The sequence below is a fragment of the Thioclava sp. DLFJ5-1 genome, assembly GCF_002020115.1.
GTDB classification, from domain to species: Bacteria; Pseudomonadota; Alphaproteobacteria; order Rhodobacterales; family Rhodobacteraceae; genus Thioclava; species Thioclava sediminum.
Genome location: NZ_MPZU01000001.1, coordinates 415,920 through 430,632, shown reverse-complemented (window position 1 = coordinate 430,632; position 14,713 = coordinate 415,920). Strand labels below are relative to the sequence as shown.

Sequence of the window (14,713 nt, the reverse complement as noted above, 5' to 3'; positions counted from 1 at the left end):
AAGACAAAACGGAGAGACAGATGAAACGCTCGCGCGTGAACGAAATCATGGCCGCGGCCGAGGAAATGATCCAGGAATTCGGCTTCCGCCTGCCGCCCTTCGCATGGTGGAGCCCGGCCGAGTTCAAGGCGCGCCTGCCGCAGGCACAGCGCATCGTGGAAGCCGCGATGGGCTGGGACATCACCGATTACGGGCAGGGCGATTTCGACAAGCTGGGCCTGTTTCTCTTCACACTGCGCAACGGCGATCTGCGCGATCTCCAGGCGGGCCACGGCATGGCCTATGCCGAGAAGCTCCTGATCTCGCGCAAGGACCAGATCAGCCCGATGCATACCCATATCATCAAGGCCGAGGACATCATCAATCGCGGCGGCGCAGACCTCGCAATCGAGCTCTATGGCTCTGACGCGGATGGCAAATTCGACGAGACCGCAGGCGGGCAGGTGATGTGCGACGGCGTCCCGCGCAATTACGCGCCTGGGGAGGTGCTGATCCTGCGCCCCGGCGAGAGCGTGACCCTGCGGCCCGGTGACTGGCATGCCTTCTGGGGCGAGGGCGGCGACGTTCTGATCGGCGAGGTCTCGACCGTCAACGACGACAACACCGACAATATCTTCCGCGAAGATATCGGGCGGTTCTCCGAGATCGAGGAAGACGAAGCGCCGCGTCACCTGCTCGTCAGCGACTACGACAAGTTCCTGTATTCATAAATATTTACTGGCTTCCTTGCGGGCGAAAGGCTTCAGCCTTTCGCCATGCTCGTCCAGCCAGGCCTGAGCGCGGGCAGGGTCTTTCTTGCTCAGCTCGCGCAGCCACCACGCGATCGCTTTCTGGATGAACCAGTCGCGATCCTCGGCCAGTTGCGCGGCCCAGCCCAGAACCTCGTCGCGTACCGCCTCGTCCTCGGGCTTGGGATTGCGCTGCTTGGTCCAGGGCAGGGTGAAGACGAAAGCCGCACGACGCGTCCACATGTGATCCGAGCGCACCCAGACCGCCACCTCGTCGAGCCGCGCGGGCTCGGCCTGAAGCCGTTTCGAGCCCGCCTTGGCCGCGTGATCGGCAATCGCCCAGGCGTCGAATTGCGGTACCCAACTTGCGATCAATTCCCATGCGGCACCGTCGGGGCGCAGCCGCGCCTGCGTCAGCAGCTTGGCCGCCGCGATCCGCGCCTCGTGAATGTCGCTGTCCCAAAGCCCGCGGGCGAGTTCGACCCGCCCCGGAACATCAAGCTGGCCACGCCACAGCGCGACCATGTCCTCGATCGCCGGAACGGAAACGCCCAGATAGCGCCGCTCCGCCTTGTGATAGGCGGCCATCTCGGCGGCTTTCTCGGCATCCGCCCAGCTTTCCAGCGCGAAAAGCGCGTCTTCCAGCGTGGGCGGGGGGCCGAGCGGCGCGTCGGCGTCCTCTTCCTCGGCGAAGGCCTCATAGTCCGCATCCGAGGCCGCATAGGCCTCGGCCTCGGCGCGCAGCCGGGCGTCCTCCGCCGGGTCGAGCGGCGCATAATCCGCCGCGCGCGGCCGGGCGACGCGCTTCTTGCCCCGCTTGCGGCTCATTCGACCGTCACCGATTTGGCGAGGTTGCGCGGCTGGTCCACGTCGGTGCCTTTCGCGACCGCCGTGTGATAGGCCAGCAGTTGCGCCGGAACCGCATAAAGGATCGGCGCGAAAGGTTCCGCAATATCGGGCATTTGCAGCGTGCCCCAGGTGCCATCCTGCGCCGCGCTGATGCCCGTGGCATCGGAGACCAGCAGCACCATCCCGTGGCGCGCCATCACCTCCTGCATGTTCGAGACGGTCTTGTCGAAGAGCTTGTCATAGGGCGCCATAACGATCACCGGCACGGTGCGATCGATCAGCGCGATCGGCCCATGCTTCAGCTCGCCCGAGGCATAGCCTTCGGCATGGATATAGCTGATTTCCTTGAGCTTCAGCGCCCCTTCCAGTGCCAGCGGATACATCGCGCCGCGTCCGAGGAAGAGGATGTCCTGTGCCTCGGCAAGTTGCTCGGCGAGATGCGCGATCGGCTCGGAAATCGACAGCGCCTGATTGAGCAGGCCGGGCAGGGCGCGCAGCGTATCGGCATGGCTGCCCAGTGTCGGCCCGTCGGTCTCATCCCGGTCGCGGCCCGCTTTCAGCGCCATTACGGCCAGAACCAGCAGCTGCGCGGTGAACGCCTTGGTCGAGGCCACGCCGACCTCGACGCCCGCGAAGATCGGCAACATGATGTCGGCTTCGCGCGCGATGGAGGAGGTGGGGACGTTGACCACGGCCACGGTTTTCGCAACGCGCTCGGAGCAATAGCGCAGCGCGGCCAGCGTGTCGGCGGTCTCGCCGGATTGGCTGACGAAGACGGCGAGGCTGCGCTCGGAAAGGGGCGGCTCGCGGTAGCGGAATTCGGACGCCACGTCGATCTCGACCGGGATGCGAGCGAAGGTCTCGAACCAGTATTTCGCCACCGCGCAGGCGTAATGCGCCGTGCCGCAGGCGATCAGGATAATCCGGTCGATGTTGGAAAAGTCCAACTCCGCAGGCAGATTCAGCCCGGTTTCGGGCAGATAATGTCGCAAAGCGTCAGCCAGCACGACGGGCTGCTCGGCGATTTCCTTCGCCATGAAATGCTTGTAGCCGCCCTTTTCGACCTGCGCCTGACCCAGATCGATGCGGCTTTCGTCGCGGTTCGCACGGCGGCCCTCGGCGTCGAAAATCTCGGCCCCGGCGCGGGTGACGAATGCGTAATCGCCCTCTTCGAGGTAGGTGATCCGATCGGTCATCGGCGCGAGCGCAATCGCGTCCGAGCCCACAAACATCTCGCCATCTCCATGCCCGATCGCGAGCGGCGATCCCTTGCGCGCCGCGATCAGCAGATCGTCCTCGCCGTCGAAGAGCCACAGCAGCGCGAACGCGCCTTCGAGCTTGCCAAGCGTCGCCACGGCGGCCTCGCGCGCATCCATGCCGCGATCCATGAACATCCGTGTCAGCAGCGCGACGGTTTCGGTATCCGTCTGCGTCTCCGGGGTGATCCCGGCTTCGGCCAGTTCGGCCCGCAGCTCGCGGAAGTTCTCGATGATGCCGTTATGCACGACCGCGACGGGCCCCGAGCGATGCGGATGCGCATTGCCTTGGGTCGCGGCCCCATGGGTCGCCCAGCGGGTATGGCCGATGCCCGACTTGCCCGGCAGCGGGTCGTGCACCAGCAGATCGGACAGGTTCCACAGCTTGCCCACCGCACGGCGGCGGTCGAGCTTGCCTGCATTTACCGTCGCGATCCCGGCACTGTCATAGCCGCGATATTCCAATCGCTTGAGGCTCTCAACGAGCCAGGGGGAAACCTCGTGCTTCCCCAAAACGCCAATAATTCCGCACATTTATCAATCTTTCTTCATGCGACGCGCTTTCTCCGCGCGCAGTTTCGCAAATAGTTTCTTGGCGAGGCCCGGACGGTTCACCTGCTCGGACCGCTCGATCGCGATCGCCTCGGCAGGGACGTCTTTCGAGATCACCGATCCCGAGCCCGTCAGCGCGCCGTCGCCCACCGTAACCGGGGCCACCAGCATCGTGTCCGAGCCGATGAAGGCGTTCGCGCCGATGGTGGTGCGATGCTTCATGACCCCGTCGTAATTGCAGGTCACCGTGCCCGCGCCGATATTCGTATGCTCCCCGATATCGGCATCGCCCAGATAGGTCAGATGGCCGACTTTCACACCCTCGGCGAGGATCGCGTTCTTCACCTCGACGAAATTGCCGATATGCACGTCCTCGGCGAGTTCCGCGCCGGGGCGCAGACGGGCGAAGGGGCCGATCGTGGCCCCGCGCGAGATGTGGCAGCCCTCAAGGTGACAGAAGGCCTCGATGACCGCACCGGATTCGATGGTGACATCGGGGCCGAACACGACATTCGGGCCCAGCACGACATCGCGGCTGATATAGGTGTCGAGCGCGAACCAGACGCTGGTGGGCTCCACCATGGTCACGCCGTTTTCCATCGCCTCGGCGCGCATCCGCTCCTGGAACAGGGCCTCGGCGCGGGCAAGCTCGGCGCGGGTGTTGATCCCCAGCGTCTCGGATTCGTCACAGGTCACGACCTGCGCGGTCAGACCCTTCTTGCGCGCGGCTTCGACGATATCGGTGAGGTAATATTCGCCCGACGCGTTCTCGTTCGACAGCCCCGCGACGAGTTCGGTCAGAAGCACTGCGTCACAGGCGATAACGCCGGAATTGCAAAGGGTTATGGCGCGTTCGTCATCCGTGGCATCCTTGAATTCCACGATCCGATCCAGCGTGTCGCCCTGCGCCACCAAGCGCCCATAGCGGCCCGGATCGGCCGCCTCGAAGCCGAGCACGGTCACCGCCGCATCGGACGCCGCCAGCCGCTCCAGCGTCTCGGGCCGGATGAAGGGGGTGTCGCCGTAAAGCACGATCACGCGGCCATCGAACCCGTCGAGCGCGGGCAGGGCCTGCGCCACGGCGTGGCCGGTGCCGAGCTGTTCTTCCTGCAGCACGATCTGCGCCTCGGGATCGACCTTCGCGACGGCTTTCTTCACCTTGTCGGCACCGTGGCCCGCGACCACGATCACGGTCTCGGGTTCGAGCGCGCGCCCGGCAGCCAGCGCATGCGCCACCAGCGGCGCGCGGCCCACCTGATGCAGCACCTTCGGCAAGTCGGATTTCATGCGGGTGCCCTGTCCCGCCGCGAGGGTGATCAATGCAATCGCCATTAGAAACCTTTTCTTCTGCTCGGCCCCGTTTTAACCATTGGCTTGCTTGCCGCAAGTGGTGCGTCTTCACGCTTCCTTTCGCGGTGTTACGGAAGGAGCAAAAGGCAATGCGCACAGTGGTTTTCGACCTCGACGGGACTTTGGCGGATACCTCCGCCGACCTGATCGCGGCGGCCAATTCCTGCTTCACGGCGCGTGGCCATGCGCCGCTTCTCGATCCGGCGGAGGACGCGCTGACCGCCTTCCATGGTGGCCGTGCGATGCTCAAGGCCGGCTATGGGCGTCTGGGGCTGCCGGAGGCGGAGATCGCCGAGCTGGTCGAGGCCGATTATCACCCGCTGCTTGCGCATTACGGCGAGAATATCGACCGCCATACGCAGCTTTATCCCGGCGCTGAGACGGCGGTGAAAACGCTGCGCGATCAGGGGTTTGCGACGGCTGTCTGCACCAACAAGCCCGAAGGTCTCGCGCGTGATCTGATCGACCGGCTCGGGATCACCGCGCTTTTCGACGCGCTGATCGGTGCCGATACGCTACCGCTGCGCAAGCCCTCGCCCGATCCCTATCTCGCGGCGGTCGAGCGGGCCGGCGGCAAGCTGGAAGCCTCGCTGCTGGTGGGCGACACCAATACAGATCGTGAGACCGCCCGCGCGGTCGGCGTGCCCTGCGTTCTTGTGACCTTCGGCCCGGAGGGGCGCGGCATCGAACGGCTCGCACCCGAGGCGCTGCTCGATCATTTCGACGATCTGCCCGCGCTTGCCGCGCGGATGCTCGGGTGAGCGCCTCGGCGGGGCTGTGCTGCCCCGAACCATCCCTCAGACGCGGCCGCCGACGGCCATGACCGCAGCGCCCATCGGTCCTTCGCGCTTTCACGCCACCGCCTTCGTTCTGATCGCGGTGTTTCTCGACATGGTGGGGTTCGGCCTGATCATCCCGGTGCTGCCCTCGCTGATCGCGGATGTGGGCCATGTCGATCTGGCGCAAGCGAGCCGGATCGGTGGCTGGATGTTCGCGGCCTTCAGCCTCGCGCAGTTCCTGTTTGCGCCGCTGATGGGCAACCTCTCGGATCGGTTCGGACGGCGCCCGCTTTTGCTGCTCGCCATTGGCGGTCTGGGCGTCGATTACCTCTTTCACGCCTTTGCGCCGACGTTGCTCTGGCTCTTCGTGGGCCGGATCGTCGCGGGCATCTGCGGCGCGTCCTACGTCATCGCGAATGCCTATCTCGCCGACATCACCCCACCGGCAGAGCGCGCCCGCGCCTTCGGCCTGATCGGCGCGGCCTTCGGTTTCGGCTTCATCGCGGGGCCTGCGCTTGGCGGGTTTCTCGGCGAGCTTGGCCCGCGTATTCCCTTCTTCGTGGCCGCCGCGCTGTCGGGGCTGAACCTGATCTACGGGCTGATCGTGCTGCCCGAAAGCCTGCCGCAGGGCCTGCGCCGTCCGGTGAACTGGCGCGCTTGCAACCCGCTGGGCACGTTGAAAGTTTTCGCGCGCTATCCGGGCGTGCTGCCGATGGGCACCGCGCTTGGCGTCTATCTGTTCGCCTCCGCCGTCTATCCCGCGATCTGGCCCTATTGGGGGATGGCGAAATTCGGCTGGTCCGAGGGGACGGTGGGGCTGACGCTCGCAGGCTACGGGGTCGTCGCGGCGATCTTTCAGGGTGGGCTGGCCGGTCCGCTCGCGTCCCGTCTGGGCGAGGCGCGGGTGGTGGTGATCGGGCTGATCGTCGGGATCGGCATGACCATCGCGCTGGGGCTGTCGACCTCGCTCGTGATGGTGCTGATCGTCCTCTTGATCACCGGGATCGAGGGGCTGGTGCATCCGATGATCGCCTCGCTGATGTCCAATGCGGTGCCCGAAGACGCTCAGGGCGCGCTGCAGGGTGGCATTTCGGCGTTGATGAACCTCGCGATGCTGGCGGGCACCTTGTTCTTCACCCAAGTCTTCGGGATATTCCTCGCCGAGAACGCTCCGATCCGCACGCCGGATATGGCCTTTTACGTGGCCTCCGTGATCCTGCTGGCGGCATTGGCGCTGTTTGTCCGCGCAAGAAAGGTCTGAGCGATGTCCGAGGTCTTCAAAGGCAATTTCACCCAGCAGGAGCCGATCCCCGAAGATGCGATCGAACGCGCCGTCGAGGTGATGCGCTCGGGTCGCCTTCATCGCTACAACACCCTGCCCGGAGAGCCGGGCGAGGTGGCGCTGCTGGAGGAGGAATTCGCCGGATTGACCGGCGCGCCCTATTGCCTTGCGGTGGCCTCGGGTGGCTATGCCTTGGGCTGCGCGCTGCGCGCCGTGGGCGTGGGGCCGGGCGATCCGGTGCTGACCAATGCCTTCACGCTCGCCCCCGTGCCCGGCGCGATCGCGGCGGTCGGTGGCAAGCCCGTGCTGGTTGAGGTTACCGACCAGCTGACCATCGACCTTGACGATCTGGCGGCGAAAGCCCCGCAGGCGCGGGTGCTGATGCTGTCGCATATGCGCGGCCATATCTGCGACATGGATGCGCTGATGGAGATCGCGCGCGCCCATGATCTGACGGTGATCGAGGATTGCGCCCATACGATGGGGGCGACATGGGCCGGGGTTCACTCGGGGCGGCACGGCGCGATCGGGTGCTATTCGACCCAGACCTACAAGCACATGAATTCGGGCGAGGGCGGGCTGATCGTGACCGACGATGCCGAACTGGCGGCGCGGATGATCCTGCTGTCGGGCAGCTACATGCTGTTCGAGCGTCACCGCGCAGCGCCCGGCCCGGAGGTGTTCGAGGGGTTGAAATACGACACGCCCAATGTCTCGGGCCGGATGGACCATCTGCGCGCCGCGATCCTGCGTCCGCAACTGCCGACGCTGGCGGATCGGGTGGCGCGCTGGAATGCGCTGTACAGTGAGGTCGAGGCGGGGCTTGCGGGGGCAGAGGGTGTCGCGCTGATCGAGCGTCCCGAGGCCGAGAGCTATGTCGGCTCGTCCTTCCAGTTCCGCCTGCCGGGACGCTCCGCCCCCGAGATGCTGGACTTCGTCGCCCGGGCTGCGGCCCGCGGGGTCGAGCTGAAATGGTTCGGCGCGGATGAGCCCGCGGGCTTCACCTCACGCCATGACAGTTGGCGTTACGCCGAGGCGCAGAACCTGCCGCGCACCGATGCGGTGCTGGCGACGCTGCTGGATCTGCGCCTGCCGCTGACTTTCTCGACGGATGACGCCGCCCAGATCGCGCGCATCCTGCGCGAAGAGGCCGAGACCTGAAGAGGTGGCGCGCTGACCTTCACCCGGCGCGCGAGATCCAGTCGGCGATCATCAGGTCGAGATGCGCGCCGCCGCCATTCTTGTAAAGCGTGATCTCCTCGGCGCTTTCCCGCCCGCGCGCGCCGCCGATGAGGTCGTAGAGATCGGCCTTCACCGCCTCGGGCGTGATCACCCCTTCGCGGATCGGGATCAGCAGCTCGCCGATATGGCCCAGCGTGGTGTCGCGGCTGTCGACGAAGAGGCTCGCCGTCGAGATCAGCGCGTCGTCGGCTTCGCGCATATCGGCCTTATAGGCTCCGATCAGATCGACATGGGTGCCGGGCTTTACCCATGCACCCTGCAGGACCGGCGTGCGAGCCATCGTGGCGCTGCTGACGATATCGGCCTCTGCCACCGCCTCGGGCAGATCGGTCACCGCGCGCAGGCTGATGCCCTCGGGGGCGGGGTCAGCTGCCAGCTCCTGTGCCTGCTCGGGGCGGCGCGTCCAGAGCGTGATCTCCGTCAGCCCCGGAAAGCCCGCCGCATAGGCCGCGATCAGCGAGCGCGCGACCCGGCCGCCCCCCACGATCAACAGGCGACGGCTGTCGGGGCGGGCCAGAAGCTGCGCGCCCAAGACAGAATCGGCGGCCGTCTTGAACTCGGTCACCAGCGGGCAATCGACGATCGCGGTGGGCTGGCCGTGCTCGGGCTCGAACACCACCATCGCGCCTTGCACTGTCGGCAGCCCCGCCTGCGCATTGCCGTCGCACACGGTGAAGGATTTCACCCCGTAGCCCAGCCCCGGAATATAGGCCGCGCGGCTCAGCAAGACCGCATCGGAGGGCCCGAGAAACGTATCGCCCAACTCCGCCTTCGGGCGCGTATGGCCCGCGCGCAGCGCCGCGATTGCGCCCGGCCAGTCCAGCTTTTCAGCGATGTCATAGGGGATGATTTTCGGGCTCATGTCGTCTCCTTCATTGCCTCGGGCGTCACAGAGGCGCCAGCCAGCGCGCCGGGGCCGACACTTCGCGCGGCCCGCTGGCGGCGCCGGTGATCGCATCGGCCAGTAGCGCGCCGCAGCCCGCCGAGAGCGTCCAGCCCAGTTGGCCGTGGCCCGCATTGACCCACAGATTGTCGTAAGCTTTCACCCGGCCAAGGAAGGGCGGGCCGTGCGGGGTCGAGGGCCGCAGCCCGGTCCAGAGCACCGGCGGCGCATCGCTCACCGCATCGCCGAAACGTGCGGCGACGTAATCGGTCAGCACCTTGGTGCGATCCTCGCGCAGCGTCCGGTCGCGTCCGGCGAATTCGGCGATCGCGGTCACCCGCAAGACACCACCGTAAGAGGCCACAGCCAGCATCGCGGCCTCGTCGATATAAGGATGGCGGGGCAGGCGGCTCGGATCGCGGACCTCCCATGTCCCCGAATAGCCCTTCACCGGGTAGATATCCGGCGCAAAGCCCAGAGGGCGCGCCAGATCGGGTGTCTCGATCCCTGCGGCGAGGATTACCTGCGCGGCAGGCAGCGTCTCGTCGGCGAGGTTGACGCCGGTGATCTTGCCATGAGCCTGCGTGAACCCGGTCACCGCGCTATTGTAGCGAAACTGCACGCCGTGTTTGGCGGCAAGGGCCTTGGCGGCGGCGCGGGTCACCTCGTGGCAATTGCCCGCGGCATCCATCGGCGAGAGAAACCCGCCCGCGAAACCCGCCTCGGCGAGCAGCGGATCGTTATCGGCCAGCCAGTCCGGGTCGATCCGCGTCAGCCGTCCGTCGTCATGCGCGTCGATCTCGGCGGTGGAGTTGTGCAGGTAGAGCCCACCTTCGAAGCGGATCAGCGCGTCCAGCCCCAGCTCCTGCGCCATGTCGGGCAGGGCGGCGCGGGCGGTCTCGGCCAGCCGCATCATCCGCGCGGTGTTGCGTGCCTGCGCGGCCCCGGTGCAGTTGCGCAGGAAGGTCGTGCCCCAGCGCCACAGCGCCGGATCGAAGGGCGCGGTCAGCTTCACGCCGGGATTGCGCCCCGCCATCGCGCGCAGCAGTTGCGGCAAGGCATCCGGCCCCGCCCAGGCGCTCGCATGGCCAATCGAGACGATCCCGGCATTCGCGCGCGAACACAGCTCCGCCGGGCCGGGCAGGCGGTCGATCACCGTCACCGGCAACCCGCGGCGGGCCAGCGCCCATGCGGTCATCGTGCCGACGATCCCCGCTCCGATCACGATATGACGTGGCTGGCCCATCTTCGCTCCCGTTGGTTTCCAAGCTCTCAGGTCTCTTTGTGGCGGCAATCACTGCAAGTGACCAGCCCCTGTGCCAGTGGCTCGTGCCGCTGCGTCCTTTGCCCGCGCACTAGCCCACGGGCCTTGACCCGACTCGGCAATTGCGCATAAATGAACGTGCGTTCAATAAACTGGGGGAGGAGATCCGATGTTCGCAGGTTCGATGGAGTTCGATCTGGGCGAGGATATCGCCGCACTGCGCGATATGGTGCGCCGTTGGGCGTCCGAGCGCGTGGCCCCGATCGCGGCCAAAACCGATCTGGATAATGAGTTTCCGAACGAGCTTTGGACCGAGATGGGCGAGCTTGGCCTGCTCGGGATCACCGTGTCGGAAGAATATGGCGGGGCCGGGATGGGCTATCTCGCCCATGTCGTGGCCACCGAGGAAATCGCGCGGGCTTCGGCCTCGATCGCGCTCAGCTACGGCGCGCATTCCAACCTCTGCGTGAACCAGATCAAGCTGAACGGTTCTGACGAGCAGAAGAAGAAATACCTGCCCGGGCTGATCTCGGGCCAGTCCGTCGGCGCGCTTGCGATGTCGGAATCCGGTGCAGGGTCGGACGTGGTGGGCATGAAGCTCAAGGCCGAGAAGCGCAACGGTTATTACGTCCTGAACGGCCATAAATACTGGATCACCAACGGCCCCGATGCCGATACGCTCGTGGTCTATGCCAAGACCGACCCGGAGGCGGGCTCCAAGGGCATCACCGCCTTCATCGTCGAGAAGGATTTCAAGGGCTTCTCCACCTCCAAGCATTTCGACAAGCTCGGCATGCGCGGCTCGAACACGGCACAACTATTCTTCGAGGATTGCGAAGTGCCGTTCGAGAACGTGCTGGGCGAAGAGGGGCGCGGCGTGCGCGTCCTGATGTCGGGCCTCGATTACGAGCGCGTGGTGCTTTCGGGCATCGGCACCGGCATCATGATGGCCTGCCTCGACGAGGTCGTGCCCTATTGCAAGGAGCGCGAGCAGTTCGGCCAGCCGATCGGGAATTTCCAGCTCATGCAGGGCAAGATCGCCGATATGTATGTCGCGATGAACACCGCTCGGGCCTACACCTACGAGGTCGCGAAGGCCTGCGATCGTGGCGCGGTGACGCGTCAGGATGCGGCTGCCACTGTGCTGTATGCCTCCGAGCAGGCGATGGTGCAGGCGCATCAAGCGGTGCAGGCCCTTGGCGGCGCCGGGTTCCTCAACGACTCCAATGTCTCGCGCCTGTTCCGGGACGCGAAGCTGATGGAGATCGGCGCGGGCACCTCGGAAATCCGCCGGATGCTCATCGGTCGCGAGATCATGGGAGCCGTCTGATGCGAGCGGGCGCTCTCCTCCTGATCGGGCTTGCAGCGCCACTGGCGGCGCAGGCCCAAGGGGCAGGGGCGGATTTCGATCCGGCCCCGTTGGAGAACTGCCTCTCGGGCGCAGGCGACCCTGCGTCCTGCATCGGCAAAGCGGCGGAGCGATGCATCGGCGAAGATGCGAGCGTCACCGACCGCCGCGCCTGCTATGATGTCGAGCGCGCCCTCTGGTCCGACCGGGCGGCGACAGCCGTCGACAGCTTGCGCCAAGCGGCGGCGGCCAGTGACGCGGCGCAAATCGTGGCGGGCAAGTCACCGTCGGGATTGCAAGGCGCGCAGCTGGGTGAGGCGGAAGCCGCTTGGGCGCGCTACCGCGATGGCGCCTGCGCCTATGGGGCCGCGCTGCAGGGCGAGGGCGCAGAGGTGGACGAGGCGCGCTGCCTGATGCGCAAGACCGCTGAACATGCGCTGGAACTGCAGGATTGGGCCGAGACGCTGTCCGCTCAAGGCAAGGGAGGGACGCAATGAAGACGCTTTGGATGGTCGCTGTCGCCATGCTGGGCCTATCGGCCACTGCCGCGCGCGCCGAAGGCATTCCCGTCACCTATGATCCGCAGGTGATCACGGCCTGTCTCTCCGCAAAGAGCGGACCCGCGCGCAGCGCCTGTATCGGGCTCGGGGCTGCACATTGCATGACCGTCGACACTGCTGGCTCGAGCAATGCGGGCATGGGCTTTTGTTTCGGCGCAGAACGCGACGATTGGGACGCGCGCCTGAATGCAGCCTATCAGACGATCGTTGCACAGGACGGCAAGATGGATGCGGAACTGAAAGAGCTGGGTTCCGCCGCGCCACCGCAGGTGCCTGCGCTGAAAGAAATGCAGCGCGCATGGATCGCCTATCGCGATGCGTCCTGCACCTATGAAATGTCGACTTGGGGCGGCGGCTCGGGCGCAGGCCCGGCCGGATCGCAATGCGAAATGCAACTGACTGGAGCGCAGGCACTACGTCTGATCGCGCGGGCCGAGCAGCTTGAAGGAGATACCCAATGAAAGGGCTATCAATAGTCGCGGCACTGATCTGTGCCACGCCCGCCTTGGCGCAGGAGCCGAGCGTCGACACGAACGCAGTACGCGCCTGTTTCGACGGGGCGAAGGATACCCATCCCGCCTGTATCGGCGAGGCGGCCGCCGCCTGTCAGGGTCAGCCGGGCGGCGATACGACGCTTGGCATTTCGGCTTGCCTGCAAGGCGAGGCGCAGGTCTGGGACGATATCGCGAAGTCGCAATATAAGGCGGCGCGCGCCCGTCTGCTGGAGCAGGGCGGCACCGAGCTCGCCAACAGGCTGCTCGATGCGCAAAGCGCGTGGGGGCAGTATCGCGACGCCGATTGCGGGCTGCTCTACGAGATTTGGAAGGACGGCACGATCCGGACGGTCGTGGCGTCGCAATGCTACCTCGAGCGTACGGCGCAACGCGCGCTGGAACTGCGCGATTTGGGGAGGATGGAATGAAACTGTTATCGCAGGCCCTGACCTCGTCGGAGGACTTTCAGGCCAATCGCAAGGCGCATCTCGACGCGCTGTCGCAGATCGAAAACGCGGCTGCACAGGCAGCGGCAGGCGGCGGCCCCGCCGCGCTGGAGCGGCACCTGTCGCGCGGCAAGATGGCGCCGCGCGAACGGGTGGCGGGGCTTCTCGATCCCGGCTCGCCGTTTCTGGAAATCGGCGCGACGGCGGCGCATGACATGTATGGCAATGCCGCGCCCTGTGCGGGCGTGATCGCCGGCATCGGCCGGGTGCAGGGCCAGGAGGTCATGGTGGTCGCCAACGACGCCACCGTAAAGGGCGGCACCTATTACCCGCTGACGGTGAAGAAACACCTGCGCGCCCAAGAGATCGCTGAGGAAAACCATCTCCCCTGCATCTACCTCGTCGACTCGGGCGGTGCGAACCTGCCCAATCAGGACGAAGTCTTCCCCGATCGCGACCATTTCGGGCGCATCTTCTACAATCAGGCCCGGATGTCGGCGAAGGGCATTGCCCAGATCGCGGTGGTGATGGGGTCCTGCACGGCAGGCGGCGCCTATGTGCCCGCGATGTCTGATGTGACGATCATCGTGAAAGAGCAGGGCACAATCTTCCTAGCGGGTCCGCCTCTGGTGAAGGCCGCGACGGGCGAAGTGGTCACCGCTGAAGACCTCGGCGGCGGCGATGTGCATACGCGGCTTTCGGGCGTGGCCGATTATCTGGCAGAAGACGACGCCCATGCGCTGGCGCTGGCGCGCCGCGCGGTCGGCAATCTCAACTACACGAAACCTTCGACGGTGAACTGGCAATCGCCCGAGGAACCCGCCTACGACCCCGAGGAAATCCTCGGCGTCGTGCCGGCGGACCTGCGCACCCCCTATGACATCCGCGAAGTCATCGCGCGCCTCGTGGACGGCTCGCGCTTCGACGAGTTCAAGCCGCGCTTCGGCGAAACGATCGTCACCGGCTTCGCCCATGTCAAAGGCTGCCCCGTGGGCATCGTCGCCAATAACGGCGTGCTGTTCTCGGAAGCCGCCCAGAAGGCCGCGCATTTCATCGAACTCTGCTCGCAGCGCTCGATCCCGCTGGTCTTCCTGCAAAACATCACCGGCTTCATGGTCGGCCGGAAATATGAGAACGAGGGCATCGCGCGCCACGGGGCAAAAATGGTCACCGCCGTCGCCACCACCTCGGTGCCGAAGATCACGATGCTGGTCGGCGGCTCCTTCGGGGCGGGCAATTACGGCATGGCGGGCCGGGCCTATTCCCCGCGCTTCCTCTGGACCTGGCCCAACTCGCGGATCTCCGTGATGGGCGGCGAACAGGCCGCCGGCGTGCTCGCCACCGTCAAACGCGACGGGATCGAGCGCAAGGGCGGTGAATGGTCGGCGGAAGAAGAGGCCGAGTTCAAGCGCCCAACCATCGAGATGTTTGAGCGCCAGTCGCACCCGCTCTACGCCTCGGCGCGGCTTTGGGACGATGGCATCATCGACCCGCGCAAATCGCGCGACGTGCTGGCGCTCTCGCTCTCCGCCGCGCTCAACGCTCCGATCGAGCCGACCCGCTTCGGCCTGTTCAGAATGTAACTTTCATGCCTCCGGCGGGGATATTTGGACCAAGAGGAAGTGCAAATCTTCGACTTGGCCGAAATATCCCGGGGGGCTCCGCAGGAGCGGGGGCAGC

Annotated in this window: 14 protein-coding genes; 9 read left to right on the top strand and 5 right to left on the bottom strand. The window is 66.0% G+C overall.

Features of this window, described 5'->3' with window-relative positions; all coding sequences use genetic code 11:
- Positions 1 to 20 precede the first annotated feature (20 nt).
- The gene (locus tag BMI86_RS02085) at positions 21 to 710 is read left to right on the top strand and encodes a D-lyxose/D-mannose family sugar isomerase (protein ID WP_078539548.1); all 690 of its coding nucleotides are present in this window, start codon (positions 21 to 23) and stop codon (positions 708 to 710) included.
- Here BMI86_RS02085 and BMI86_RS02080 read toward each other — a convergent pair.
- From BMI86_RS02080 to glmU, 3 genes are read right to left on the bottom strand one after another with little or no spacing between them, the layout of a single operon-like run.
- Positions 705 to 1,556: a DNA alkylation repair protein gene (locus BMI86_RS02080; protein ID WP_078539547.1), complete on the bottom strand. Its 852-nt coding sequence runs from the start codon at positions 1,554 to 1,556 to the stop codon at positions 705 to 707. The two genes, BMI86_RS02085 and BMI86_RS02080, sit on opposite strands and share 6 nt — an antisense overlap.
- Entirely contained in the window at positions 1,553 to 3,367 is a 1,815-nt protein-coding gene (gene glmS, locus BMI86_RS02075; RefSeq protein WP_078539546.1) for a glutamine--fructose-6-phosphate transaminase (isomerizing), read from the bottom strand. Before glmS ends, BMI86_RS02080 begins: the two co-directional genes overlap by 4 nt.
- Before the next feature lie 3 nt (positions 3,368 to 3,370).
- The gene (glmU, locus tag BMI86_RS02070; RefSeq protein ID WP_078539545.1) at positions 3,371 to 4,717 is read right to left on the bottom strand and encodes a bifunctional UDP-N-acetylglucosamine diphosphorylase/glucosamine-1-phosphate N-acetyltransferase GlmU; all 1,347 of its coding nucleotides are present in this window, start codon (positions 4,715 to 4,717) and stop codon (positions 3,371 to 3,373) included.
- 107 nt (positions 4,718 to 4,824) lie between these two features.
- Here glmU and BMI86_RS02065 point away from each other — a divergent pair, with 107 nt between their 5' ends.
- Genes BMI86_RS02065 through BMI86_RS02055 form a run of 3 tightly spaced genes read left to right on the top strand, consistent with a single transcriptional unit; the run spans position 4,825 to position 7,957 of the window.
- Positions 4,825 to 5,496 (top strand): HAD-IA family hydrolase, encoded by a 672-nt coding sequence (locus BMI86_RS02065; protein WP_078539544.1) that lies wholly within the window; start codon positions 4,825 to 4,827, stop codon positions 5,494 to 5,496.
- Positions 5,497 to 5,554: 58 nt separating this feature from the next.
- Positions 5,555 to 6,775: a TCR/Tet family MFS transporter gene (locus BMI86_RS02060; RefSeq protein WP_078539543.1), complete on the top strand. Its 1,221-nt coding sequence runs from the start codon at positions 5,555 to 5,557 to the stop codon at positions 6,773 to 6,775.
- Between the two features lie 3 nt (positions 6,776 to 6,778).
- Positions 6,779 to 7,957: an aminotransferase class I/II-fold pyridoxal phosphate-dependent enzyme gene (locus tag BMI86_RS02055; RefSeq protein WP_078539542.1), complete on the top strand. Its 1,179-nt coding sequence runs from the start codon at positions 6,779 to 6,781 to the stop codon at positions 7,955 to 7,957.
- Positions 7,958 to 7,976: 19 nt separating this feature from the next.
- Here BMI86_RS02055 and BMI86_RS02050 read toward each other — a convergent pair whose 3' ends face one another.
- Positions 7,977 to 8,900 carry an ornithine cyclodeaminase gene (locus BMI86_RS02050; RefSeq protein ID WP_078539541.1) on the bottom strand — a complete coding sequence of 308 codons (924 nt, stop codon included), beginning with the start codon at positions 8,898 to 8,900 and terminating at the stop codon, positions 7,977 to 7,979.
- Between the two features lie 25 nt (positions 8,901 to 8,925).
- The gene (locus tag BMI86_RS02045; protein WP_078539540.1) at positions 8,926 to 10,167 is read right to left on the bottom strand and encodes an FAD-dependent oxidoreductase; all 1,242 of its coding nucleotides are present in this window, start codon (positions 10,165 to 10,167) and stop codon (positions 8,926 to 8,928) included.
- Between the two features lie 187 nt (positions 10,168 to 10,354).
- Between BMI86_RS02045 and BMI86_RS02040 the strand changes: the two genes are divergently transcribed.
- Genes BMI86_RS02040 through BMI86_RS02020 form a run of 5 tightly spaced genes read left to right on the top strand, consistent with a single transcriptional unit; the run spans position 10,355 to position 14,616 of the window.
- A complete protein-coding gene (locus BMI86_RS02040; RefSeq protein ID WP_078539539.1) occupies positions 10,355 to 11,515 on the top strand; it encodes an isovaleryl-CoA dehydrogenase in 1,161 nt (386 codons plus the stop codon).
- A complete protein-coding gene (locus tag BMI86_RS02035; RefSeq protein WP_078539538.1) occupies positions 11,515 to 12,030 on the top strand; it encodes a lysozyme inhibitor LprI family protein in 516 nt (171 codons plus the stop codon). Before BMI86_RS02040 ends, BMI86_RS02035 begins: the two co-directional genes overlap by 1 nt.
- A complete protein-coding gene (locus BMI86_RS02030; RefSeq protein WP_078539537.1) occupies positions 12,027 to 12,554 on the top strand; it encodes a lysozyme inhibitor LprI family protein in 528 nt (175 codons plus the stop codon). Before BMI86_RS02035 ends, BMI86_RS02030 begins: the two co-directional genes overlap by 4 nt.
- Positions 12,551 to 13,015, top strand: coding sequence for a lysozyme inhibitor LprI family protein (locus BMI86_RS02025; protein WP_078539536.1), 465 nt, complete (start codon positions 12,551 to 12,553; stop codon positions 13,013 to 13,015). Before BMI86_RS02030 ends, BMI86_RS02025 begins: the two co-directional genes overlap by 4 nt.
- The gene (locus BMI86_RS02020; protein ID WP_078519437.1) at positions 13,012 to 14,616 is read left to right on the top strand and encodes a carboxyl transferase domain-containing protein; all 1,605 of its coding nucleotides are present in this window, start codon (positions 13,012 to 13,014) and stop codon (positions 14,614 to 14,616) included. Before BMI86_RS02025 ends, BMI86_RS02020 begins: the two co-directional genes overlap by 4 nt.
- Positions 14,617 to 14,713 lie beyond the last annotated feature (97 nt).